The 24,992-nt window shown below is 62.5% G+C and carries 22 protein-coding genes; 8 read left to right on the top strand and 14 right to left on the bottom strand.

The genetic code is table 11. The annotated features are described in order from the left end of the window. The 8 genes from AB4N80_RS04970 to AB4N80_RS04935 all read right to left on the bottom strand — a co-directional run bounded on the left by AB4N80_RS04970 (position 1) and on the right by AB4N80_RS04935 (position 9,687). Positions 1-804 carry an ABC transporter ATP-binding protein gene (locus tag AB4N80_RS04970; RefSeq protein WP_122567725.1) on the bottom strand — a complete coding sequence of 268 codons (804 nt, stop codon included), beginning with the start codon at positions 802-804 and terminating at the stop codon, positions 1-3. Then, complete coding sequence (locus tag AB4N80_RS04965; RefSeq protein ID WP_122567726.1) at positions 801-1,949, bottom strand: MlaE family ABC transporter permease; 1,149 nt, start codon at positions 1,947-1,949, stop codon at positions 801-803. The genes AB4N80_RS04970 and AB4N80_RS04965 overlap by 4 nt, the downstream gene beginning before the upstream one ends. A gap of 52 nt (positions 1,950-2,001) precedes the next feature. Then, positions 2,002-3,027 (bottom strand): DUF5924 family protein, encoded by a 1,026-nt coding sequence (locus AB4N80_RS04960; protein ID WP_122567727.1) that lies wholly within the window; start codon positions 3,025-3,027, stop codon positions 2,002-2,004. Positions 3,028-3,251: 224 nt separating this feature from the next. Next, positions 3,252-4,643, bottom strand: coding sequence for a M16 family metallopeptidase (locus tag AB4N80_RS04955; RefSeq protein ID WP_305491423.1), 1,392 nt, complete (start codon positions 4,641-4,643; stop codon positions 3,252-3,254). A 186-nt stretch (positions 4,644-4,829) separates the two neighbouring features. After that, entirely contained in the window at positions 4,830-6,488 is a 1,659-nt protein-coding gene (locus AB4N80_RS04950; protein ID WP_354335949.1) for a Na/Pi cotransporter family protein, read from the bottom strand. Positions 6,489-6,822: 334 nt separating this feature from the next. Then, positions 6,823-7,590 (bottom strand): TerC family protein, encoded by a 768-nt coding sequence (locus AB4N80_RS04945; protein ID WP_122567730.1) that lies wholly within the window; start codon positions 7,588-7,590, stop codon positions 6,823-6,825. 73 nt (positions 7,591-7,663) lie between these two features. Then, positions 7,664-8,971, bottom strand: a complete 1,308-nt coding sequence (locus AB4N80_RS04940; protein ID WP_060739862.1) for a CitMHS family transporter — start codon at positions 8,969-8,971, stop codon at positions 7,664-7,666. 389 nt (positions 8,972-9,360) lie between these two features. Then, on the bottom strand, positions 9,361-9,687 hold the full coding sequence (locus AB4N80_RS04935) for a DOPA 4,5-dioxygenase family protein (protein ID WP_305491425.1): 327 nt from the start codon (positions 9,685-9,687) through the stop codon (positions 9,361-9,363). A gap of 83 nt (positions 9,688-9,770) precedes the next feature. On the opposite strand from AB4N80_RS04935, the gene AB4N80_RS04930 reads away from it, so the two are divergent. After that, positions 9,771-10,436, top strand: coding sequence for an NAD(P)-dependent oxidoreductase (locus tag AB4N80_RS04930; protein ID WP_460080953.1), 666 nt, complete (start codon positions 9,771-9,773; stop codon positions 10,434-10,436). Between the two features lie 83 nt (positions 10,437-10,519). On the opposite strand, the gene AB4N80_RS04925 is transcribed toward AB4N80_RS04930, so the two are convergent. Then, complete coding sequence (locus AB4N80_RS04925; RefSeq protein WP_460080950.1) at positions 10,520-11,470, bottom strand: choline sulfate utilization transcriptional regulator; 951 nt, start codon at positions 11,468-11,470, stop codon at positions 10,520-10,522. Positions 11,471-11,584: 114 nt separating this feature from the next. Between AB4N80_RS04925 and betC the strand changes: the two genes are divergently transcribed. From betC to AB4N80_RS04910, 3 genes are all read left to right on the top strand, one after another. Then, entirely contained in the window at positions 11,585-13,099 is a 1,515-nt protein-coding gene (gene betC / locus AB4N80_RS04920; protein WP_354335947.1) for a choline-sulfatase, read from the top strand. Positions 13,100-13,115: 16 nt separating this feature from the next. After that, positions 13,116-14,036 carry a choline ABC transporter substrate-binding protein gene (gene choX, locus AB4N80_RS04915; protein ID WP_014335844.1) on the top strand — a complete coding sequence of 307 codons (921 nt, stop codon included), beginning with the start codon at positions 13,116-13,118 and terminating at the stop codon, positions 14,034-14,036. Positions 14,037-14,225: 189 nt separating this feature from the next. Further along, the gene (locus AB4N80_RS04910) at positions 14,226-15,794 is read left to right on the top strand and encodes a SulP family inorganic anion transporter (RefSeq protein WP_305469003.1); all 1,569 of its coding nucleotides are present in this window, start codon (positions 14,226-14,228) and stop codon (positions 15,792-15,794) included. Positions 15,795-15,935: 141 nt separating this feature from the next. Here AB4N80_RS04910 and aroE read toward each other — a convergent pair whose 3' ends face one another. Both aroE and hemF read right to left on the bottom strand, forming a co-directional pair. Further along, on the bottom strand, positions 15,936-16,757 hold the full coding sequence (aroE, locus tag AB4N80_RS04905; protein WP_305469004.1) for a shikimate dehydrogenase: 822 nt from the start codon (positions 16,755-16,757) through the stop codon (positions 15,936-15,938). Positions 16,758-16,770: 13 nt separating this feature from the next. Continuing rightward, positions 16,771-17,685: an oxygen-dependent coproporphyrinogen oxidase gene (gene hemF, locus AB4N80_RS04900; RefSeq protein ID WP_305469006.1), complete on the bottom strand. Its 915-nt coding sequence runs from the start codon at positions 17,683-17,685 to the stop codon at positions 16,771-16,773. A 164-nt stretch (positions 17,686-17,849) separates the two neighbouring features. On the opposite strand from hemF, the gene AB4N80_RS04895 reads away from it, so the two are divergent. Further along, positions 17,850-18,827 (top strand): NADPH:quinone reductase, encoded by a 978-nt coding sequence (locus AB4N80_RS04895; protein WP_122567738.1) that lies wholly within the window; start codon positions 17,850-17,852, stop codon positions 18,825-18,827. 321 nt (positions 18,828-19,148) lie between these two features. On the opposite strand, the gene AB4N80_RS04890 is transcribed toward AB4N80_RS04895, so the two are convergent. From AB4N80_RS04890 to AB4N80_RS04880, 3 genes are all read right to left on the bottom strand, one after another. Next, positions 19,149-19,706: an L-threonylcarbamoyladenylate synthase gene (locus AB4N80_RS04890; protein WP_460080944.1), complete on the bottom strand. Its 558-nt coding sequence runs from the start codon at positions 19,704-19,706 to the stop codon at positions 19,149-19,151. A gap of 61 nt (positions 19,707-19,767) precedes the next feature. After that, positions 19,768-20,862: a DNA-processing protein DprA gene (dprA, locus tag AB4N80_RS04885; RefSeq protein ID WP_305491429.1), complete on the bottom strand. Its 1,095-nt coding sequence runs from the start codon at positions 20,860-20,862 to the stop codon at positions 19,768-19,770. Positions 20,863-20,942: 80 nt separating this feature from the next. After that, the gene (locus AB4N80_RS04880; RefSeq protein WP_122567740.1) at positions 20,943-21,968 is read right to left on the bottom strand and encodes a LysM peptidoglycan-binding domain-containing protein; all 1,026 of its coding nucleotides are present in this window, start codon (positions 21,966-21,968) and stop codon (positions 20,943-20,945) included. A 169-nt stretch (positions 21,969-22,137) separates the two neighbouring features. On the opposite strand from AB4N80_RS04880, the gene def reads away from it, so the two are divergent. From def to rsmB, 3 genes are all read left to right on the top strand, one after another. Beyond that, positions 22,138-22,644 carry a peptide deformylase gene (gene def / locus AB4N80_RS04875; protein WP_003196300.1) on the top strand — a complete coding sequence of 169 codons (507 nt, stop codon included), beginning with the start codon at positions 22,138-22,140 and terminating at the stop codon, positions 22,642-22,644. Between the two features lie 70 nt (positions 22,645-22,714). Further along, positions 22,715-23,674 (top strand): methionyl-tRNA formyltransferase, encoded by a 960-nt coding sequence (gene fmt, locus AB4N80_RS04870; protein WP_122567741.1) that lies wholly within the window; start codon positions 22,715-22,717, stop codon positions 23,672-23,674. After that, the gene (gene rsmB / locus AB4N80_RS04865; protein ID WP_122567742.1) at positions 23,671-24,981 is read left to right on the top strand and encodes a 16S rRNA (cytosine(967)-C(5))-methyltransferase RsmB; all 1,311 of its coding nucleotides are present in this window, start codon (positions 23,671-23,673) and stop codon (positions 24,979-24,981) included. The genes fmt and rsmB overlap by 4 nt, the downstream gene beginning before the upstream one ends. The last annotated feature ends 11 nt before the right edge of the window (positions 24,982-24,992 follow it).

Genomic DNA, 24,992 nt, shown 5'->3' with positions numbered 1-24,992 from the left:
TCAAACCTCGTTGGATGATGTAGCGGTCGATAACGCCGCGCGGCCGCGAGGGCCATGGAAGTATTCGTGAATCCAGGCATCGTCGGTTTCCGACACCTTGTCGATGACATCGGCCACCAGTACTTTTTTCTGCGCCAGTACCGCCACCCGATCGGTGATGGTGTAGAGGGTGTCCAGGTCGTGGGTGACCAGGAACACGCTCAAGCCCAAGGCATCGCGCAGTGTCAGGATCAGCTGGTCGAACGCCGCCGCACCGATGGGATCGAGGCCGGCGGTGGGTTCGTCGAGAAACAGGATGTCCGGGTCCAGGGCCAGCGCACGGGCCAGGGCGGCGCGCTTGATCATGCCGCCGGACAGTGAGGCGGGGTATTTGTCGGCGGCCGAGAGTGGCAGCCCGGCCAGCGCCAGTTTCACCGCCGCCAAGTGCTCGGCGTCGGCCCGGCTGAGCCCGGCGTGTTCGATCAGTGGCAGGGCGACGTTTTCTGTCACGGTCAGTGACGAAAACAGCGCGCCTTTCTGGAACAACACGCCAAAGCGCCGTTCCACCCGCGAACGTTGTTCCGGGGGCAGGCTCGGCAAGTCCTCGCCGAACACCCGCACAGCACCCTCGCTGGGCCGATTCAGGCCGACGATGCTGCGCAGCAGCACCGATTTGCCGCTGCCGGAGCCGCCGACCACGGCGAGAATCTCGCCCTTGTACACATCCAGATCGAGGTTTTCATGCACGCTCTGGCGGCCAAAGCGATTGCACAGGCCCCGCACCTGAATCACCGCCTCGGTGGGCGGCCGTAAGGGTTGGCTCACCAGTTCATCTCCATGAAAAACAGCGCGGCCACGGCATCGAGCACAATCACCACGAAAATCGACTGCACCACGCTGGAGGTGGTGTGAGCTCCGACCGATTCGGCACTGCCACTGACCTTGAAACCTTCCAGGCAGCCCACGGCAGCGATCAGGAAGGCAAAGATCGGCGCCTTGACCATCCCCACCACGAAATGCTGCACGCCGATGTCTGACTGCAACAGCGTCAGGAACATGGCCGGTGAAATACCCAGCGACAAAGCGCAGACCACACCCCCACCAATAATCCCGGAGAGCATGGCCAGGAAGGTCAGCATCGGCAGCGCCACCAACAGCGCCAGCACCCGTGGAATCACCAGCAACTCGACCGGATCGAGGCCAAGGGTGCGGATCGCGTCGATTTCTTCATTGGCCTTCATCGAGCCGATCTGCGCGGTGAACGCGCTGGCGGTGCGGCCCGCCATGAGGATGGCCGTGAGCAAAACGCCGAATTCGCGCAGGAACGAGAACGCCACCAGGTCCACGGTAAAGATGCTGGCGCCAAAATCGGCCAGCACCGTCGCGCCGAGGAACGCCACCACCGCGCCTACCAGGAACGTCAGCAGGGCGACGATGGGGGCCGCGTCCAGGCCGGTCTGTTCGATATGAACGACCATCGCTGTCATGCGCCAGCGCTTGGGGCGAAACAGGTTGCGGGCCAGGGTTTCCAGGATCAGGCCGACAAAACCCAGCAGTTGCAGGGTGTCTTGCCAGACTTTGTCCACGGCGCGGCCGATACGCGTCAGCAACTGGGTCATCACGCTGACCTGCGGCTCTTTCACCGGCACACAGAAGTCCGTCAGCGAGCAGTAGACCGTCTGCAACAGCGCTCGCTCGGCGGCCGGCAAGCTGCAATCGGGGTGCTCGGCGGTCTTGCCCAGCCGTTCCGACCCCAGCAGTTCCACCAGCAACGAAGCCCCGGCGGTGTCGAGGGCGCCGAGGCTGTTGAGGTCGATCAGGGTGTTTTCGTCGTATTGGCCGCGCAAGGATTCGCTCACGCGCTTGAGCTGCGCGTAATGGGCCAGCGTCCAGTCGCCGCCGACCCAGAGCTTCGCCGCAGAGCCCGACGTGTCCAGCCGGGCAGTGCCAGTGTGGGATCCGGGGGTCATATGCTCCATGCTCGTTCGACTTGAACAGCGCTACCTAATAGCACGACCACCGTTATTTTGCCTCGGGTACGGCAGCGTTCACCTCGAAACGCAGCACGCCGATCAACTGGCCGTTTTCCGTGAGCACCCGCACCTGCCATTTGCCTGTCGGGTCGTCCGGGAAGTTCTGCTTGTGGGTCCAGGCGCGATAGCCTTCCTTGCGCCCGCCGTGGATGTCCAGGGCGATGCGGTCGACTTCTTTGCCGTTGAACTGCCAGACGTGATAAATCCGCTCGTCGAGCCCTCGCGGCGCGTTGATGGCCGTGTAGGCATACAGGCCATTGCCGCGGATCTGCGCCGCGCTGACCTGCTTGAGACTGGCACCCGGCGTGCGGTCCTCCACTTGGGTGCTGATCGCCACTTCGGTCATCCACAGCGTGGCCGGCGGCACCCAGGAGCGCAGCACCCAGCCGGCGGCGCCAATCCCCACGGTGATGCAGAGGATCGCCACGGCGTTGCGCACGGTGCGGATCGGGAAGATCGAGGCCAGGCTGGGAAACGACAGCAGCATGGCGATGCCCAGCGCCAACTTGAAGCTCTGGTCGGTGGTCAGGTGCAGGATCACCGGCAACGCGGTGAGCAGGGCGGCGAACAGCGTCAGCGTGTGCAACGCCAGAAACGCCCAGCGCCGGGGCGCCAGCCATTTGTAGTACAGCGGGTCGATGATCGAGATCAGCGCCGCGATAGTCAGCAAACCGGTGAAAAGCAGCTGGCTGCTGTTCCAAGTGGTGGTGATGAAGAAAAACGGCAGGACGAAAAACAGGCTTTCCTGGTGAATCATCTGCGTGGCGTAGCGCAACAGCGGCTGGGGGATTTCCCGTTTGAAAATCCGCGTGAACAGCCGGGTCATGCTGTTCTCGACCATCAGCCAGAGCCAGCTCACCAGCATCATGATGGCGATCCACGTCGCCAGGCCCTGCTGGCGGTCCACCAGCATGAAACTGCCGACCCCGGAGATGAAACCGCCGAGCGCTATGACCCCTGGATAGCGCTTCATCAATTCAAGGATGCGCTGGATATAGACCGTCAGGTTTTGCATTCGGTGGTTTCACAGTAAGTCGTAGGAAATATCCCTGACAGAGTATCGCCAGGGCATCGATGTGACGAGTGCTCTTGTGGCAAGTGGGATTTGCTGTGGGAGCAAAGCTTGCTCGCGAAACAGACGCCTTGGTTTCGGAAAGACCGCGTCGCTTCCATCGCGGGCAAGCCTTGCTCCCACACAGCAGACAGATGCCCTCGCCACAAATGTGGGCCGCCACGAGATCATTCTTCGTTCGTTCGGGCCCGCCGGCGCACTTGCCACACCACCAACCCGAGCAACAGCAACCCCAGCACAGCACCCAGTCCCCAAACCAGCTCATCGTCACTGAGCAACGGCTTTTCGATGCGCAGGTAACCCGGATCCTTGAGCAGTTCACGCAGGGCCATGTTGGCCTGTTCCAGGCTCACCTCCTGCAGGCGCACGGCCGGGTTGGCGAAGCGCCCGTCTTCATAGTCGCCCAAGGCTCCCCAGTAGTAATCGGCCAGTGCGCTGTTACCTTGAACCGCCCAGGACTGGTGGGCGATGGCCGCGCGTTTGATGCGCACGAAACTGGCGGGGTCCAGGCCATCCTTGAGCAAGGTCTTGCGCAGTTCTTCGAGCGCCTGTTCGGCTTCGGGCAAGTCTTCGCGGGACAGGTCGGCGTTCAGGCTGAAGAAGCCGACGCCGCCGAACACTTCGCGCTCGGTCCACGGCCCGTAGGACAGGCCGCGGGCCAGGCGCAGCTGGCGATAAAGCGCCCAATCCAGGTAATCCTTGAGCAGGTCGAAGGTTTCGTCATGCTGCTCGTCCAACACCGGTTCCGGGAACAACCAGTGAAGCTTGGCGCTGTCGCCAGCCAAGCCACGGATCAAGTTACGCTTGGTGACCGCCTTGTAGCGGATCTGCGGCAGCGCCTCGTGAGCGCTGGGCTCCACCGGCTCGAGTTCGCCAAAGGCGCGTTCCAGGTAGGCAGGCAGCAGTCGGTCGAGGTCGCCGACCACGATCAGCGTCATGTTGTTCGGCGCATACCAGGCTTTGCGCACTTGTTCGAGGCGGGCGAGGGTATGGCGCTGGACCTCGGCCCGTTCCGCGCAGCGCAGGCCCAACTCAACCGCCAACTGGTTGCTGGCCTTGTGGCCCAGGTCTTGGTGATCGAGCCAGCGTTGCAAGTGGGTGTAGTGGCCGCCGTCCTCGCGTTCCACCACCCGTTTGGCCGCCTCCAGGGCTTTTTCATCGATGCGGGTGCGGGTCAACAGCGCCAGCAGCAGGTCCAGCACCTTGCGCTGATTGCGCGCCGGCGCCTCAATGACGAACGTGGTGTCCGCGTTGCTGGTGAAGGCATTCCACTCGCCACCCAAGGCCTGCATGCGCTCTTCCAGCCCACCTTCACCACTCTCGTCGACGCCGCTGAACAGCAGGTGTTCGAGCAGGTGCGGCAGTTCCTTGTCGGCGCAACTGAAGTCGTCCAGGCCCACACCGACCACCAGCCGGATCGCCACATGCCCGCGCTCGGTGCCGGGTTTGAGCATCAGCTGCAGGCCGTTGGGCAGCGTATAGCCTTCGACCTGGAACCGGTCCAGGGCAACCACGGGCAGTGAACCGAGCAAAAGAAAGGCGAGCAACAGACAACGCATAAGGGCTTCCTGGCGGCTGAGTGGCGGTCCATGGTGCCGGGCAGGCCGTCATCGGCGGAGCATCGCCCGGAGTCGGCTCGCTCCCCCTATCGAATCTATGCGGTGTTCATGACAACGGGAGCAGGCGGGCCGGTGAACGGTTTCAGGCCCGAGCCTTTGTTAATGACTGACCAATGCGCCAGTCGTTCACGGCGAATGGGTTATGTCGGAAATTTCATCGACCGCCAGCGCACCGATCTCGGCCGTCTCCAGCACCACATAGGCGCTGCCGCAAAACAGCGAATTGAGGCGTCTCATGTCGGCGATCAGCTCCAGGTGCAGGGAACTGGTCTCCAGGCTTTGTACGACTTTGCGTTGCAAACGGCTGACATGGGCGTGGGCCATACGCCGTTCCTGCGCCCGAAAGCGCCGTTTCTCACGCAGCAACTGGCGGGCGCTTTCCCGGTCGGCGCTGAGGAATACCGACAACCCCAGCCGCAGGTTGGCGATCAAGTGGCTGTGCAGCCCCGCCAATTCCTCCAGGCCCACATCGGAAAAGGAACGGCGTTGCGAAGTCTTCTGCTGCTGGACCTTGCGCAACATGCGCTCGATAAGGTCGCTGGCCAGCTTGAGGTTGATCGCCAGTTCGATGATCTCCGCCCAGCGGCGGCTGTCCTGTTCGCTGAGGTCTTCCCGGGGCATTTGCGCCATGTGCAACTTGATGGCACTGCACAGGGCTTCGACGTCATCACTCATGCGCCGTACGTCCTGGGTCACCGCCGTTTGCGCACCGCGCAGCACGTCCAGCATGGCTTCGAGCATGTTTTCGATCAGGTCGCCAATGCGCAAGGTTTCCCGGGCCGCGTTCGCCAACGCCAGGCTCGGGGTAGCGAGGGCCGTGGGGTCCAGATGGCGGGGCTTGGCCGTGCCGTTGGTCTCGGGCCGTTCCGGCAGCAGCCAGGCACAGAGCCTGGCCATCGGGCCGACGCTGGGCAGCAGCACCAGGCACCGCACGGTGTTGTAGAGCAGATGAAAACCGATCACCGTTTCCTGGGGGCTGAAATCCAGGCCGTCCAGCCAGCCCACCAGTGGATCGAGCACCGGAATGATCAACACCAGGCCGATCAGCTTGTACAACAGGCTGCCCAGCGCCACCTGGCGCCCGGCGCTGTTCTGCATGCTGGTGCTGAGGAACGCCAATACGCCGCTGCCGATGTTGGCGCCGATCACCAGGCCGATGGCCACCGGCAGGCTGATCACCGCGGCGCCGGCGAGGGTCGCGGTCAGCAGCACGGCGGCCAGGCTGGAATAGGAGATCATCGCGAACAGCGCGCCAACCAATGCATCGAGCAGGATGTCGCCGGTCAGCGAGGCGAAGATCACTTTCACGCCTTGGGCATGGGTGATGGGCGCGGCGGCCTCGACGATCAATTGCAGGGCCAGGATGATCAGGCCCAGGCCGATGCCGACCCGGCCCATTTGCCCGACGCGGGTCTGTTTACGCGAGAGGAAAAAAATCACCCCGAGGAAAATCAGCAGCGGCGACAGCCACGACAGGTCGAGGGTCAGCACCCGGGCCATCAGCGCGGTGCCGACATCGGCGCCGAGCATGGTCGCCAGGGCCGGGGTCAGCGCCATCAGGCCCTGGCCGACGAACGAGGTGACGAGCATGGCCGTGGCATTGCTGCTCTGGACCATGGCCGTGACCATGATCCCTGCGATAAACGCCAGCCAGCGCCGGGACATGTTCTGGCCAATGACATGGCGCAGGTTCGAGCCATAGACCCGCAAGATGCCGGTACGCACGATATGCGTGCCCCAGATCAGCAGGGCCACGGCGGAGAGCAAATTCAGCAGGGTCAGCATGAAAGGCCCCCTGTTAGCGTCCCAAAGGAACAAATTGACGATGCCACATTCTTCGTTCTTGTACTTAAGCTGTAGTTGGCGAACGGTTCGGGCGCCAGCATTGCACAGCTAAAGAATCGTTTGAAACAAAACCGTCATAAAAACCGTTTCATCGAAAACCCCAAAACCCTGTGGGAGCGAGCTTGCTCGCGATAGCGGCCTGACAGTCAAGGAAGATGTTGGATGTCATGGCCTCATCGCGAGCAAGCTCGCTCCCACAGGTTTTGCATCTGGTTGCTTTCCGGAGGGCATGAAAAAGGGGCTCCATGAGCCCCTTCATTCATCGCCTATACCGTCACTGACCCGGCATGTCCTTGCGCAGTTTCACCGGATCCTGCTGCTTGCGCTTGCGCGCCATGGCTGTGCGCATCTTGATGTTGAACGCTTCGACCGCCAGGGAGAACGCCATGGCGAAGTACACGTAGCCTTTTGGCACGTGCACGTCCAGAGACTCGGCGATCAGCACGGTACCGACCACCAGCAGGAACGACAGCGCCAGCATCTTCAGCGACGGGTGCTTGTCGATGAATGCACTGATGGTACCCGCCGCCAGCATCATCACCAGCACCGCCACGATAATCGCTGCGACCATTACCGGTACATGGGAAACCATGCCCACGGCGGTGATGACCGAGTCCAGGGAGAACACGATGTCGATGATCGCGATCTGGACGATGGTGTAGATAAAGCTGCCGCCCTTGCCCGTAGGCGTCTCGCCGGTTTCGTCTTCGCCTTCCAGCGCGTGGTACATCTCCTGGGAGCTTTTCCACAGCAGGAACAGGCCACCGAAGAACAGGATCAGGTCACGACCGGAGATGCCTTGGCCGAACACTTCGAACAAATCGGCCGTCAGGCGCATGACCCAGGTGATGGACAGCAGCAACAGGATCCGCGTGACCATGGCCAACGCCAGGCCGAAGATCCGGGTACGCGCCTGCATGTGCTTGGGCATGCGGCTGACCAGGATCGAGATCATGATGATGTTGTCGATGCCCAGGACGATTTCCAGGGCGGTCAGGGTAAAGAAGGCAACCCAGATTTCCGGGTTGGTCAGCCATTCCATGTGAGTTCCTTTGAGCGAGTGTTAGGCCGTGCCGCGCCTTTGTCAGACGGGCACGGCGCAGCGAGCGTTGCTTTTATAGAGTGCTGAACAGCGGAAAAATCCCCATCAGCAAGGCGGCGAACATTATGCACAGGCAAACCAGTACTGCCCACTTCAGGGTGAAGCGCTGGTGATCGCCGAACTCGATCCCGGCCAAGGCTACCAGCAGGTAGGTCGACGGAACCAGTGGGCTCAACAGGTGGACAGGCTGGCCGACGATGGAGGCACGGGCCATTTCAACGGCGGTGATGCCGTAATGGCTGGCTGCTTCGGCGAGAACCGGTAACACCCCGTAATAAAATGCATCGTTAGACATGAAGAAGGTGAACGGCATGCTCACCAGTGCGGTGATGACCGCCAGGTAGGGGCCGAGGAACTCTGGAATGACCGCCAACAGGCTCTTGGACATGGCGTCGACCATGCCGGTGCCGGACAGGATGCCGGTGAAGATACCCGCGGCGAAAATCAGCCCGACCACCGCCAACACACTGCCGGCGTGCGCCGCGACGCGGTCTTTCTGCTGTTGCAGGCACGGGTAGTTGACGATCATCGCGATACTGAAGGCCACCATGAACAGCACCGGCAACGGCAACAGGCCGGCGATCAGGGTGCACATCAGGGCCAGGGTCAGGGCGCCGTTGAACCAGATCAGCTTCGGACGACGGGCATCCGGGAACTGGGAAACGCTGATTTCGCTGTGGTCGATTTCATCACCTGCCAGGTGCAATTCACCCAAGCGTGCGCGCTCGCGTTTGCCATACATGTAGGAGATTGCCAGGATCGCCACGACACCGGCCAGCATCGCCGGAATCATCGGCACGAAGATGTCGGACGGATCCACATGCAGCGCACTGGCCGCTCGGGCCGTCGGACCGCCCCATGGGGTCATGTTCATCACGCCGCCGGCGAGGATGATCAGGCCCGCCATGATGCGTGGGCTCATGCCGATGCGGCTGTAGAGCGGCAGCATCGCGGCCACGCAGATCATGTAAGTGGTCGCGCCGTCACCATCGAGGGAAACGACGAGCGCCAGAACGGCGGTACCGACCGAAACTTTCAACGGGTCGCCCTTGACCAGCTTGAGGATCTTGCGCACGGCCGGGTCGAACAGGCCGGAGTCGATCATCAGGGCAAAATACAGAATCGCAAACATCAGCATCACCCCGGTCGGGGCGAGCTTGGTGATGCCTTCAAGCATCATCGGGCCGATTTTCGGCGCGAAGCCACCGAACAGGGCGAACAGGATCGGGATGATGATGAGGGCGATCAGCGCGGACAGGCGCTTGGTCATGATCAGGAACATGAACGTGATGACCATGGCGAAGCCAAGGAAAGTCAGCATGGGAAATACTCCAGGCGTAGCGCGGCTATGAAATGCGAACCGGACAGGTCAGCGCGAAATGCTAAGCACGAGGGGAGCGGATGGAGTGGGTACTGCGGGACGGGTAGCAGCGGACATCAGAAATCACCATTGTTGTTGTTAAAAGGGCCGAACGAGCTTTGAAACTCGCTTTTGGCCGACCGGTCTGTTGCCGGAAGTGAGGTGATCCTAATCGCGCTAGCTTTCAGCAAGCTTTCGTTGCAGACAATGGAGTTTTCTGTGGGGGCGAGGTTTACCTGTGGGAGCAAAGCTTGCTCGCGATGAAGTTGACGCATTCCCGCTTGAGAGCTGCGGCGTTTTTATCGCGAGCAAGCTTTGCTCCCACAGAAAGTCGGTGCGCCACCGGTCAATCAAAATGCCGAAAGATTCAACGGCCGCACCGCGCCCATCCAGATCGCATGGTCGGTGTGGTCCACCAGGTCATCGCCGGTCTCCGGGTGCAGGAAAATCACCAAGCCCTTGCGATTGAGCGCCAGCCACGGCAGGACCACGCCGATGTACTGCGGATCGAACGCCAGCTGACAACTCCAATCCGGGTGCGGGCCGACTGGGCGCTGATGGACGCGGCCCATTTTCAGTGGAAACAGTTGCGCCGCTTCCTCGCACAGGGCCCGCGCCTGGTCGAGGGTGTTGGCGTCGAAATACACGTGGGCGTGGTAGCCCTTGATCCGCTGCATCTGTACTCCTTGAAAAGAGGCCGAACCCTCGCCGTTTGCCGCGGGTCAGAGCCTTTACATGCCGGACAAAGAGGAAAGCAGCCATGAAAAACGCCGAAACCCCGGTCATCAAAGTGGTGCTCTATGGTGCCATGAGCAGCCTCGGCAGTGCGTTGATGGCTGAAATGCTAAGGCGCCAGCATGAGGTCATCGCCATTCTCGACGATCTTACCGCCCTGGCTCCACGCCCGGGCCTGCGGACCAAGACCGGCGATCTGTTCGACCCGGAGCGGGTCAAGCAAAGCGTCGCCGGCGCCAACGCCGTGGTGTGTCTGTTGAACGCGTCGGGGTTGCCGATGAACAGCGAACACGTGGAGCGCACCTTGATTCCCGGCCCGGTGGAGCAAGTCCTGGCGGTGGATGCGCTAATCGCCGGCATGCAGGCGGTGAACATTGCCCGGCTATTCCTGGTGGGTGACTTTGCGGTGCTCGACGAAGAACCGGCCGACGACGATTTGCAGCGCCATGCCGCCGAAGAAGTGCTCGATGCCCTGAAAAACAGCACGTTGCAATGGACCTTGATCAACGCACCCTATGCGTCGCCTGGCCTGGGCATCGAACATTTCAGCCAGGTCAGTACCAGCCTCGAACCCGGCATGGCCGAATCCCTGGAACGGCTTAACCGCGTGGCGGTCGGCATCGCCGATGAGCTGCGCCTGAACCTGCATGTGGGCGAACACGTCAGCTTCGTGGCCGCCACAGAGCGGTGATAACCGTGGCGAGGGAGCTTGCTCCCGCTGGGCTGCGCAGCAGCCCCAAAAAGACGATGACCCACTCAAGCCTCGCCCTGTACTCAAACAGCAATCGACGGCAACGGCAGCCCCGTGAGCGATTCGGCACTGTTGGCCTGTTCTTCCATCAGCCAATCGACGAATTGCCTGATCAACACACCGCGCCGTTTACGCTGGGGCAAGACCACGTAATACCCCAGCCGCGACAGCACCGTTTCAGCGATCGGACGGCACAGCAGCCCCTGGGCCAATAAGTTATCCACAAGGTGTCGCCAGCCGATGGCGACGCCTTGGCCGCCAATCGCTGCTTGGATGAGCAACGTGTAGTTGTCGAAGCGCAATTGCCCGGGGGCTGGCGGCGAGGTGATGCCCAGCTCGCGGAATACGCCGCTCCAGTCGAACCAGCTGTTGCTGTTACCCGCGCGCAGGTGCAGCAACGGAAATTCCGCCAAGTCCAGGGCGGGCAAGGGCAGGGGACGTTCCTTGAGTAGCAGTGGGCTGCACACCGGAAAGACTTCTTCGCTGAACAGCCAGCGACTTTCGCCTTGTTTGAAGCGACCATCGCCGAACAGTACGGCAACGTCGATATCGGTGCGCAGCATGTTGTGGTTACGTTCGCTGGTCACCAGGCTCACGTCCACCTGCGGGTTGGCGGCGTGAAAGCGATGCAGGCGCGGCATCAGCCAGTAGGCGGCGAAGGCGAAGTCCGTGGCGACCTGCAGCACCTCGTGCTGGTGCTGGGCGGTGATCGCGCTGAGCCCGGCATCGATGCTCTGCAAGCCGGCCTGTACCTGTTCGAACAGGATCGTCCCGGCCTCGGTCAGTTCGATGCCACGGTAGATCCGGTCAAACAACCGCGTACCCAGTTGTTCTTCCAGGCGCTTGATCTGCTGGCTGATGGCCGGTTGTGTGGTGCCCAGTTCAATCGCCGCCGCCGTAAAGCTCTGTTGGCGGGCTGCGGCTTCAAAGGCACGGAACAGGTCCAGGGACAGGTTACCCAGGGCGTCATACATAAGCTGTGCTTATCCTAGTCATTGTCCTGCATGGGCTTTACCCCAAAACCCGGGGGCTACATGCTCAATCGCAGCAATGTCGCATAACTGCCTACTATGGAATGCCGCGAATACATGAAGCGCAAGAACATTCTTTTCATCATGGCCGATCAAATGGCCGCGCCAATGTTGCCGATCTACGGTCCTTCGCCGATCAAGCTGCCGAACCTGTCGCGCCTGGCGGCTGAGGGCGTGGTGTTCGACGCCGCCTATTGCAACAGCCCGCTGTGCGCGCCGTCGCGGTTCACTCTGGTAAGCGGCCAGTTACCGAGCAAGATCGGTGCGTACGACAACGCGGCGGACTTTCCCGCAGACGTGCCGACCTATGCCCATTACCTGCGCCGCCTCGGCTACCGCACGGCGTTGTCCGGAAAGATGCACTTTTGCGGCCCCGACCAACTGCACGGCTACGAGGAGCGCCTGACCAGCGACATCTATCCTGCCGACTACGGCTGGGCGGTGAATTGGGATGAGCCGGACGTGCGGCCGAGCTGGTACCACAACATGTCGTCGGTGTTGCAGGCCGGCCCTTGCGTGCGCACCAACCAGTTGGATTTCGATGAAGAAGTGGTGTTCAAGGCCCAGCAGTACTTGTTCGATCACATCCGCGAGGAGGGTGACCAGCCGTTTTGCCTCACCGTATCGATGACTCACCCACACGACCCGTACACGATTCCCAAGGCGTTTTGGGATTTGTATGACGACAACGACATCCCGTTGCCACAGACCCCGGCGCAAACGGACCTCGATCCCCATTCCCAGCGGCTGCTGAAGGTTTATGACCTGTGGGACAAGCCACTGCCTGTGGATAAGATTCGGGATGCTCGCCGCGCCTATTTTGGCGCGTGCAGCTACATTGACAGCAACGTCGGTAAGCTACTGCAAACCCTGGAAGACACCGGTCTGCTGGACGACACGATCATCGTGTTCTCCGGCGATCACGGGGACATGCTCGGCGAAAAGGGCCTCTGGTACAAAATGCACTGGTTCGAAATGGCCGCCCGCGTACCGTTGCTGATCAGTGCGCCGGGGCAGTTCGCCAGCGGCCGGGTGGGCGCAGCCGTGTCCACCGCAGACTTGCTGCCGACCCTGGTGGAACTGGCCGGTGGCACGCTGGAACCGGGCTTGCCGCTGGATGGCCGCTCGCTGGTGCCGCATCTGCAAGGGCAGGGCGGACATGACGAGGTCTTCGGTGAATACATGGCCGAAGGCACCATCAGCCCGTTGATGATGATCCGTCGTGGCCCGTGGAAATTCATCTACAGCGAAGATGACCCGTGCCTGCTGTTCGACGTACGCAACGACCCCAAGGAAGTGGAAGATCTCAGCCAATCCCCTGAGCATCAAACCCTGTTCGCCGATTTTCTCGCCGAAGCTCGCGCCAAGTGGGATATTCCGGCGATTCACCAACAGGTGCTCGCCAGCCAGCGTCGCCGTCGTTTCGTCGCCCAGGCGCTGACCCTGGGCAAACTCAAGAGCTGGGACCACCAGCCGCTGGTGGACGCCAGCCAGCAGTACATGCGTAACCACATCGACCTCGACGATCTGGAGCGCAAGGCCCGTTATCCACAACCCTGCCAAAACCAATAACGTAAGGGGCACGCACATGCAAAAGTTATCCACAGTACTGACCGCTGGACTGTTGGCGTTGAGCAGTGTTTCGGCCTGGGCCGAGCAAAGCTGCGAGACCGTGAAGATGGCCGATCCGGGCTGGAGCGATATCGCCGCGACCAACGCCATCACCGGTTTCCTGCTGGACGGGATGGGCTACAAAGCCAAGGTCGACACCCTCGCGGTGCCGATCACCTTCGGTGGCCTCAAGGACGGCCAGGTGGATGTGTTCCTGGGTAACTGGATGCCGGCGCAGCAGGGCTTCTATGACAAGTTCGTGGCCAATGGCGACGTCACGCAACTGGCCAAGAACCTGGACGGCACCGAGTTCACCCTGGCGGTTCCGGACTACGTCTGGGACGCCGGTGTGCATAACTTTGCCGACCTGAACAAATTCGCCGACAAGTTCGACAAGAAGATCTACGGCATCGGCTCCGGCGCCCCGGCCAACCTTTCCTTGAAAGAAATCATCAAGACCAACGACTTCGGCATGGGCGAGTGGAAACTGGTGGAGTCCAGCGAGCAGGCGATGCTGGCGGAAGTCTCCCGGGCGGTGAAAAAACAGAAATTCGTGACCTTCCTCGGCTGGACCCCGCATCCGATGAACGTGCAGTTGAAAATGCACTACCTCAAGGGCGGCGAGAAATACTTCGGCGACACCGGCAGCGTCTACACCCTGACCCGCAAAGGTTATGCACAGGCCTGCCCGAACGTCGGCAAGCTGCTGACCAACCTGAGTTTCACCCAGGAGATGGAAAACAGCATCATGGCTGAGGTGGTGAACAACAAAGTCAGCAACGCCGATGCGGCCAAGGCCTGGATCAAGGCCAACCCGGCGGTGCTGGATAAGTGGTTGGACGGTGTGAAAACCCTGGATGGCAAGGATGCGTTGGCGGCGGTGAAGGCCAAGCTCTGACGGCGGAGCACTGTCGCAAGGGGATTATTGTGGGAGCAAGGCTTGCCCGCGATGAAGACGACTCGGTCTTTCAGAGACCGAGGTGCCTGTTTCGCGAGCAAGCTTTGCTCCCACATATATCCCCTCGCCACAGGGAGAATGGTGCCTTGTCCTGATACCCTTGCTCGCAAACCCCATCCTTGAGGCCCCATGGCAATCCCCACTCGCCATTCACTCTTCCCCTTCCTGAGCTGGCTGCCCCGGCAGACCCGCGCCAGTGTCGGCCGCGACCTGATCGTCGGCCTGAGCGGCGCGATTCTCGCGTTGCCGCAGTCCATTGCCTACGCCTTGATTGCCGGTTTACCCCCCGAATACGGCTTGTACGCGGCGATCGTGCCAGTGCTGATCGCCTGCTTGTGGGGGTCGTCGTGGCACCTGATCTGCGGCCCCACGGCGGCGATTTCCATCGTCCTGTACGCCACCGTCAGTCCGCTGGCCGTGCCTGCCAGCCAGGACTACATCACCTTGATCCTGCTGCTGACGGTGCTGGCGGGTATTTTCCAATGGCTGCTGGGGTTGCTGCGTTTCGGTGCGCTGGTGAATTTCGTTTCCCACTCGGTGGTGCTGGGGTTCACCCTGGGCGCGGCGGTGGTCATTGCCCTGGGGCAGTTGCCGAACCTGCTGGGCCTCGACCTGGCGAACGAAGCCACGGCGCTGAGGGGCCTGCTGATGCTGGTCGATCACATCGGGGCTGTGGATAAGCCCTCGCTGTTGCTGGGGGTGGGCACTCTGCTCCTGGGCATTGTGCTCAAGCGCTTGCTGCCGCGCTGGCCGAGCCTGTTGATAACTTTAGTCATCAGCAGCCTGGTGGTCTGGTTGTGGCCGGCGATGTTCGGGCATGTGGCGCTGGTCAGCGCCTTTGCCGGGCGCCTGCCGCCGCTCACGCCGCTGCCGCTGGACCTGGAGCTGATCCTGCGCCTGCTGCCCGGGGCCGTCGCGGTGGGCATGCTCGGGCTGGTCACCAGCCTGTCCATCGCCCGTTCGTTGTCGGTACGGTCCGGGCAACTGCTCGATGCGAATCAGGAGGTGAGGGCGCAGGGGCTTTCCAACATCGTGGGCGGATTTTTCGCCGGGTCATTGTCGGCCGGTTCCTTTACCCGTTCCGGCCTCAGCTATGAAGCCGGGGCCTGCTCGCCCCTGGCCGGGGTGTTCTCGGCCTTGTGGGTGGCGTTGTTTGCGGTCGCCGGGGCGAAACTGATCGCACACATCCCGATTCCGGCCATGGCAGGCAGCATCCTGCTGATCGCCTGGGGGCTGGTGGACCACCGCGGTATCCGGGCGTTGTTCCGCGTGAGTCGCGCCGAATTCATGGTGATGAGCCTGACCTGCCTGGCTACGTTGCTGCTGGAGCTGCAAACCGCCATCTACGCCGGCGTGCTGGCTTCGCTGTTCTTCTACCTCAAGCGCACCTCGCAGCCGCGGGTGCAGCATTTTCGCGAAGGGGAGGCGGAGATCCTGCGGGTGGGCGGTTCGATCTTTTTCGGCGCCAGCCATTACCTGCAAGTACGCCTGCAGCGGTTGCAGGCGCAGCGGGTGGTCATCGATGCCCAGCAGATCAACTTCATCGATTATTCCGGGGTGGAAATGCTCCACCAGGAAGCCCGGCGCCTGCGCAGCCAGGGACGTAGCCTGACCTTGCGCATGGCCCGGCCCCAGGTGGTGGAGGAGTTGTTGAAGCTGGAGGGGGCGCAGAAGTGCCCGATTCATTTCGAGGACTGAAGAAATCGCAGAGAGCTTAAGGCTCACACATACACCTGTGGCGAGGGGATTTATCCCCGCTGGGGCGCGCAGCGGCCCCGTCTTTTGGGACTGCTTCGCAGTCCAGCGGGGATAAATCCCCTCGCCACAACAGCTTGAAGCCTAGAGCGCCAGTTGGCGGCGCAACTCGGCCAGCACCGGCGCGGTGTCCGGGCGTACCCCGCGCCACAGGTAGAACGCTTCCCCCGCCTGTTCGGCGAGCATGCCCAGGCCATCCATCGCTACTGCCGCGCCATGTTCCTTGGCCCAACGGCAGAATGACGTCGGTTCCTTGCCATACATCATGTCGTAGCAGACCGTCTTGCCGTGCTCGATCAAGCTGGCGGCAATCGGCGGTACATCCCCCGACAGGCTTGCGGAGGTCGCGTTGATAATCAGGTCCACCGGCTCTTGCAGCCAGTCGAACCCGCTGGCCGAGACCGGGCCCAGGTCGGCGAACAACTCGGCCAGCAATTCGGCTTTTTCCACCGTGCGGTTGGCGATGATCACCGAGGCCGGCGCTTCGGCCAGCAGCGGTTCCAGGGCACCGCGCACCGCGCCGCCGGCCCCGAGCAACAGGATGCGCTTGCCCTGGAGGCTGAAGCCGGCGTTGACGGTCAGGTCCCGGACCAGTCCGGCGCCGTCGGTGTTGTCACCCAACAGGCGCCCGTCGGCCAGTTTGCTCAATGTATTGACCGCCCCGGCCCGCTGGGCCCGCTCGGTCAGGCTGTCGGCCAGCCGGAAGGCGTCTTCCTTGAACGGCACCGTGACATTTGCCCCACGACCCTCGCGGAAAAATTCTCGGGCGCAACCCGCGAAATCCTCCAGGGGCGCCAGCAGCGTGCTGTAGTCCAGGGTTTGCCCGGTCTGCTCGGCAAACAGGCGATGGATCAACGGCGACTTGCTGTGGCCGATCGGGTTACCCATTACAACGTAGCGGTCCATGGATAATCCCCGTTCAGGCCGTCGCCAGCCAATCGCGATCCTGCAGGAAATACTCGGTCAGCCGCGCCTCTTCGCTGCCCGGTTCGGCTTTCCAGTCGTAGCCCCAGCGCACTTGCGGTGGCAGGGACATCAGGATCGATTCAGTCCGTCCGCCCGATTGCAGGCCGAACAGCGTGCCACGGTCGTAGACCAGGTTGAACTCCACGTAGCGCCCACGGCGGAACTCCTGGAACTCCCGCTGTTTGGCGGTGAACGCGTCGTGCTTGCGGCGGCGCACGATCGGCAGGTACGCCTCGATATAGGCGTCGCCAATGGCGCGGATGAAGGCGAAGCAGGTGTCGAAATCCCACTCATTCAGGTCGTCGAAAAACAGGCCGCCGATACCCCGGGGCTCGTTGCGATGCTTGAGGTGGAAGTAGCTGTCGCACCAAGCCTTGTAGCGCGGATACACCTCGGGGCCGAACGGCGCGCAGGCTTGCTCGGCGACGCGGTGCCAATGCACGCAATCTTCCTCCACGCCGTAGTAAGGCGTCAGGTCGAAGCCACCACCGAACCACCAGACCGGCTCTTCACCTTCCTTCTCGGCGATGAAGAAACGCACGTTGGCGTGGGAGGTCGGTACGTGGGGGTTGTGCGGGTGGATCACCAGCGACACGCCCAAGGCTTCGAAGCCACGACCGGCCAGTTCTGGCCGATGGGCGCTGGCCGAGGGTGGGAGACCGCTGCCGAAGACGTGGGAAAAGTTGACGCCGCCCTTTTCGATCACCGTGCCGTTTTCGATCACCCGCGTGCGACCGCCACCACCGGCCGGCCGGGTCCAGGCATCTTCGACGAAGCGCGTGCCACCGTCCTCGGTTTCCAGGACGGCGCAGATACGGTCTTGCAGGTCGAGCAGGTAGGCTTTCACGGCCTCGGTGCGAGTGGACATGACATCACCTTGATCAGGGCTACGCTAAGCGGCGTATAGCGGGCCGGTGGCAAATGGGCGCACAGGATACCACCGCACTTGCCCACGCCACAGTTGACGACGGTCAAGCTTAGGAGTCCGATAGCAGGCTTGGTAAAAAGTCCTGCGACAAGGAGAAAGTGAAGATGGCCAAACGTATCCAGTTCAGTTCCCACGGTGGTCCCGAAGTGCTTGAGTATGTGGGTTATCAGCCTGCCGAGCCGGGCCCGCAGCAGGTGCGCGTCAGCAACAAGGCGATCGGCCTGAACTTCATCGACACCTACTACCGCAGCGGTCTGTATCCGCCACCGACGCTGCCTTCGGGCCTGGGCGCCGAGGGCGCGGGTGTGGTCGAGGCCATCGGTTCAGGCGTTACGCGGTTCAAGGTCGGCGACCGGGTGGCGTACGGCAGCGGCCCGCTGGGGGCCTACAGCGATGTGCATGTGTTGCCCGAAGCCAATCTGGTGCACCTGCCCGAATCCATCAGTTTCGAACAGGCCGCCGGCGTGATGCTCAAGGGCCTGACCGTGCAATACCTGTTACGCCAGACCTATGAACTCAAGGGCGGAGAAACCATTCTGTTCCACGCCGCCGCCGGTGGCGTGGGCTCATTGGCCTGCCAGTGGGCCAAGGCCTTGGGCGTGAAGCTGATCGGCACCGTCAGTTCGCCGGAAAAAGCCGCCATCGCCAAATCCCACGGCGCCTGGGAAACCATCGACTACAGCAAGGAAAACGTCGCACAGCGCGTGCTGGAATTGACTGACGGCAAGAAGGTGCCCGTGGTGTACGACGGGGTTGGCAAGGACACCTGGTTGACCTCCCTGGACAGCGTCGCCCCCCGGGGTCTGGTGGTGAGCTTCGGCAATGCCTCGGGTGCGGTGGACGGTGTGAACCTGGGGATTCTCTCGGCCAAGGGCTCGCTGTACGTCACCCGCCCGACCCTGGCGACTTACGCCAACAATGCGGAAAACCTGCAGCGCATGGCCGATGAACTGTTCGGGATGATCGCCAGCGGCAAGATCACGGTGGACATCAACCAGCGTTATCCACTGGCGGAAGCGGCCAAGGCCCAGGCCGAACTGTCGGCGCGGCGCACGACCGGTTCGACCATTCTTCTGCCTTGATTTAGAGCTCGCTGAAGAACCTGTCGTGTTCATAAATACTGTGTGCAACACAAAACCTTGTGGGAGCGGGCTTGCTCGCGAAAACGGTGGGTCAGCTTGCATCAATGTTGAATGTGCCGACGCCTTCGCGAGCAAGCCCGCTCCCACACTCGGATCAGTGGTGAGTTCGATTTCCCTGGCCACCGCAAATCCCCTGTGGGAGCGAGCTTGCTCGCGATAGCGGTGTGTCAGTCAACATCAATCCTGGGCTGATCTGACGCTATCGCGAGCAAGCTCGCTCCCACAGGGGGTTTGTGCAAGATGCAGGATGTGTGTTCGGGCTCAGTCCGGTCGAACCACTTTCCCGCTCGCCAGGTCGCGAATCACACTGGGGTTCCTGCGCCCGCCCAGGTTACCGCCGAGCACCAGGTCGATCTGCCCACGAAAATACTGCTCGACGCGAATCCGCGTGCGTGCCGCCGGGCGGCCCTGGGGGTTGGCCGAGGTAGACACCAGCGGCCCGACCAATGAACACAAGTCCCGCACGGTAGGGTGATCGCTTACCCGCAGCGCGACGGTGTCGTGCACCCCGGTGATCCATTCCGGCAGCAGGTTCTGGTGCGGCACCAGCCAGGTATTAGGCCCCGGCCAGGTGCTGGCCATGCGGTCCATCCAGGTTTCGGGGAAGTCTTCGAACAGAAAGTCGAACTGGTGGATGTTGTCAGCCACCAGGATCAGGCCTTTGTCGGGCAGCCGCGACTTGATCGCCAGCAGGCGTTCCACCGCCTCCTCGTTCCACGGGTCACAACCCAGGCCCCAGACCGCTTCGGTTGGATAGGCAATCACCGCCCCGGCGCGAATTTCTCGCGCGGCTTGTTGCACACGCCAACTGTTGACCATGAACGATTCTCCCGCAACGCAAATAAGGCTGTGGGCAGTTTACCGATCTTCCCCATAAAACCTAGCGTGCAAACCAACGTCCGTTGTCACAGCTGGCGCGTCCTTCCATCTCCAGCTCGGTCAACGCCGCCAGCACTTTGGGCAAGCCCCAGCCGCTGGCGTCGGCCAACGCCTCGCTGCTCAACGGCGCGGCATGCAGCAGGCGCAGCAGCGGATGGGTCACCGGCTCAGGCATCGCGGCCAGCGGCAACTGCTGCCAACCGCGCAGCGCTTCGAGGATGTGCTCGACGGTTTCCACCAGCGCCGCACCGTCGCGGATCAACTGATGGCAGCCTCGGGCCCCGGGGTGATGGATCGATCCAGGAATCGCATAGACCTCGCGGCCCTGCTCCGCCGCCAGGCGAGCGGTGATCAGCGAGCCGCTGGCGACACTGGCTTCTACCACCAGCACCCCCAAGGACAAGCCGCTGATGATCCGGTTGCGGCGCGGAAAGTTGCTGGCGTGGGGCGGCGCGTCCAACGGAAACTCCGACAGCACCGCGCTGCCTTGGGCAATCATCGCGTCCGCCAGCCGCCGATTGCGCTGTGGATAAAAATTTTCCAGGCCAGTGCCCAACACACCGACGGTACGTCCGCCCACATCCAGCGCGGCCTGATGGGCCGCCGCATCGATGCCCAAGGCCAGGCCGCTGGTGATGACAAAACCGGCCCCGGCCAGGCTGCGGGAAAACGCCGCCGCGGTGTCCATGCCCGGACGCGATGCCCGTCGACTGCCGACCATCGCCAGCTGGGGTTTTTCCAGAATGGTAGTGTCGCCGGCGACGAACAGCAGCGGTGGTGGGTCGCTGATCTGCGCCAGCAGCGCCGGGTAGTCGGGTTGGTCCCACATCAATAAATGCTGGCCCGCACGCTCAAGCCAGGCCAATGCATGGGCGGCACCGTCACGCACATCCGGGTTGCGTCGCGCCTCGGCGCAGGCCACGGGCAAGCCCAGCGCTCGCCAGGCACTGGCCGGTGCACTGATGGCTTTGGAGGCCGAGCCGAAGGCCTCCATCAGGGTCATGAAACGCTTGGGACCGAGTTCCGGCAAGCGGTGAAGGCGTAGCCGGGCCTCCAGTTCCGCAGGGGAAACCGGAGCAGATTCAGGTAATGACATGCGATCATCCTTGACCGTTATGAGCCCCGTAAAAACGGGAACAAGCTGTGGATAACTCTGTTGGTAACTTGTGAGACCCGTTATGGATTACGGACCTTATCGAGCACCGACAGCGAGCGTGAGGCGTACAGCACCAGGCCGTAGCTGAGTTTGTCGTAAGTGCGGAATACCATCAGCAGGCCGGCCCGTTCATCGGGGATTTTCACCGGCGCGCCGGTGATGCGGTCGCGTACGGTTTCACCGGTCTTCATCACCGCCAGCACGTTGCCTTCGATCAGGCCATCACGGCGGCCCTTGTTCAGGGTGACCACGTCCAGCGCGCCGATCTGGGTCACGCCCCGGGGCACGTCGAGGATCAAGCCGTTGATGTCCGATTTCGGCGCGCTGGGCATGAAGGTCGAGTTGATCGAACGCTCTTCGCCGCTGAACAGGCGATCACCCAGGCGCACTTCCTGAGTGGTGCGTTGCAGGACCAGGGTGGTGACATCGCCCTCGGTGGCGACCACTTCACCGCCACCAATGTCGTCGGCGTTGATGCCCAAAAATTCCTTGGTTTCGGGGTCGGTGTAGACCTTGCCTTGACGGAAGATGCCATAGGCCGACTGATTCGAGTCGAATGCGCCACGGGCAAAGACCCGATCCCCCATGCCGCTGAGCACCCGCTCGGCATTGCCGGCGACGACGTAGGGCGCTTTGTCGAAATCCTCAGGCGTGTCGACGATGCGGTTGCTCAGCAGGAAACTGTTGATGGCTTGCAGCGGAATGCTCGGGATGGCATCGGCCACCGGCGAACTGCGAATGCGCGGCGACAGCTTGATGGTGCCGCGCGAGGCGCCGCGATTGAGGGTCAGGCGCGGTTGGCCGTTGACGTAGACCAGCGACAGGGTGTCGCCCGGATAGATCAGGTGGGGGTTTTCGATCTGCGGGTTGGCCTGCCAGAGCTCGGGCCATTTCCACGGCTCGCGCAGGTATTTGCCGGAAATGTCCCACAATGTGTCCCCCGTCATCACCGTGTATTGCTGGGGAAAACCTTCCCGAAGTTGCACTTGCCCGTGCGCGATACCGGCCGAGGCCAGGAGCAGCAGGGCGAGTAGTGATTTCCTCATGCGGTGAATCCCTTTATTATGTGCGTTCGCGTAAAACGCCAGAGCCCCCGTGGCTCGCTGCTTAAGGAGCTATTCTCCACAAGCGCATCGTTTTACAACGGTAGCCTGCATCCCAAGACACGCCAGGCCAGCCACCCGACTTTACCTCACACGTGCATTTATCAAGCTTATGGCCATTTTGAACATTCTCGAATTTCCGGACCCGCGCCTGCGCACTATCGCCAAACCGGTGGCCGTAGTGGACGACGAAGTGCGTCAGTTGGTCGACGACATGTTTGAAACAATGTATGAAGCGCCAGGCATCGGCCTCGCCGCGACCCAGGTCAACGTGCACAAGCGTATCGTCGTGATGGACCTATCCGAAGACCGCAGCGAGCCCCGGGTGTTCATCAACCCCGAGTTCGAAACCCTGACCGACGAGATGGACCAGTACCAGGAAGGCTGCCTTTCGGTGCCGGGCTTCTATGAAAACGTCGACCGTCCGCAGAAGGTCAAGATCAAGGCCCTGGACCGTGACGGCCAGCCTTATGAACTGATCGCCGAAGGCTTGCTGGCGGTGTGCATCCAGCACGAGTGCGACCACCTCAACGGCAAGCTGTTCGTGGATTACCTGTCCACCCTCAAGCGTGACCGGATCAAGAAAAAACTGGAAAAACTTCATCGCCAGAATGCTTGATGCCCCCCTTCAAAGGCTTGCCGCGGCAAGCCTTTTTCTTTTGCGACTGCTTTGTAATTGAGAGCTACCCATGACTGAGCCCCTGCGCATCGTCTTTGCCGGCACTCCCGAATTTGCCGCCGAACACCTCAAGGCCCTGCTGGCCAGCCCCCACGATATCGTCGCGGTCTACACCCAGCCGGACCGGCCGGCCGGTCGCGGGCAAAAACTGATGCCCAGCCCAGTCAAGCAACTGGCCCAGGAGCATGGCATCGAGGTGTTGCAGCCACCGACCCTGCGCGACGCACAAGCCCAGGCCGAACTGGCGGCACTGAAGCCGGACTTGATGGTGGTGGTCGCCTACGGCCTGATCCTGCCCCAAGTGGTGCTGGACATCCCACGCCTGGGTTGCATCAACAGTCACGCCTCGCTGCTGCCGCGCTGGCGCGGTGCCGCGCCGATCCAGCGCGCCGTGGAAGCCGGCGATGCCGAGAGCGGCGTCACGGTGATGCGCATGGAGGCCGGCCTGGACACCGGGCCGATGTTGCTCAAGGTCAGCACCCCCATCAGCGCCGAAGACACCGGTGGCAGCCTGCACGACCGCCTCGCCCTGATCGGCCCGCCCGCCGTGGTCCAGGCCATCGCTGGCCTGGCCGCAGGCACGCTGGAGGGCGACGTGCAGGACGACAGCCTCGCCACCTACGCGCACAAACTGAACAAGGACGAAGCCCGCATCGACTGGAGCCGCCCGGCCGTTGAGCTGGAGCGTCTGGTGCGGGCCTTCAACCCTTGGCCGATCTGCCACAGCACCCTGAACGGCGAAGCCCTGAAAGTGCTGGCGGCCAATTACGCCGAAGGGAAGGGCGCACCGGGAGAAATCCTCAGCGCCAGCAAGGACGGCCTCGTCGTCGCCTGTGGCGAGCAGGCCTTGTGCCTGACGCGCCTGCAACTGCCGGGTGGCAAGGCGCTGAACTTCAGCGACCTGTTCAACAGCCGCCGTGAGAAATTTGCCGTCGGCACCCATCTCGGCCAAGCGACGGACGCCTCATGAACCCACGTCTGGCCGCCGCCAAGGCACTTGCCGCGGTACTCAGCGGGAAAGCCTCGCTGAACAGTTCCCTGCCGACCCAACTGGACAAGGTGGAAGACCGTGATCGCGGTTTCACCCAGGACCTGGCGTTCGGCACCGCCCGTTGGCAGCCACGGCTGTCGGCCCTGGCGGCCAAGCTGTTGCAGAAGCCGTTCAAGGCCGCCGATGCCGACGTCGAGGCGCTGCTGCTGGTGGGGCTCTATCAACTGCTCTACACCCGCGTCCCCGCCCACGCCGCCATCGGCGAAACCGTGGGCTGCGCCGACAAGCTGAAGAAGCCCTGGGCCAAGGCCCTGCTCAATGCCGTGTTGCGCCGCGCCCAGCGGGAAAGCGAAACCCTGTTGGCCGAGCTGGAGCACGACCCGGTAGTACGCACGGCGCACCCGCGCTGGCTGCAGAAATCCCTCAAGGCCTTCTGGCCCGAGCAATGGGAAGCCATCTGCGCCGCCAACAATGCCCATCCGCCGATGATCCTGCGGGTCAACCGTCGCCACCATCCCCGCGATGCCTACCTGGCCTTGTTGGGCGAGGCGGGCATCCCGGCCATCCCGTGCCAGTACAGCCGCGACGGCATCGTCCTGGAAACCCCGGGCGATGTGCGCGCCCTGCCGGGTTTTGCCGAGGGCTGGATCAGCGTCCAGGACGAAGCCGCGCAACTGGCCGCCGACCTGCTGGAGCTGGCGCCCGGGCAACGGGTGCTGGACGCCTGCTGCGCCCCGGGCGGCAAGACCTGCCACATTCTTGAAGCCGAGCCGAAACTGGCCGGCGTGGTGGCGGTGGACCTGGAAGCCAAGCGCCTGGTGCGCGTGAAGGAAAACCTCGAGCGCCTGGGCCTGGAGGCCGAGCTGATCGCCGCCGATGGCCGCGACACCGCGACCTGGTGGGACGGCCAGCCGTTCCAGCGCATCCTCCTCGACGCGCCCTGCTCGGCCACCGGCGTGATCCGCCGCCATCCGGACATCAAACTCACCCGCCAGCCGGACGACATTGCCGCGTTGGCCGTGTTGCAAGGCGAACTGCTCGATGCTCTGTGGCCGACCCTGGACGTGGGCGGCATGCTGCTCTACGCCACCTGTTCGACCTTGCCGACCGAGAACACCGAGGTGATCGAGGCATTCCTCGCTCGCACCCCGGGCGCCCGGGAGCTGGACATCGCAACCCAGGCCGGCCTCAAGCAGCCCCACGGCCGTCAGTTGCTGGCCCAAGAAGGCGGGCACGATGGGTTCTATTACGCCAAGTTGATCAAAATTGCCGCCGCACGCGGTTAAGACCGATTCGA

It is taken from the genome of Pseudomonas sp. H3_A02, assembly GCF_054671965.1.
Note: the sequence above shows the minus strand (reverse complement) of the source record. Positions and strands in the feature narration are given on the sequence as shown.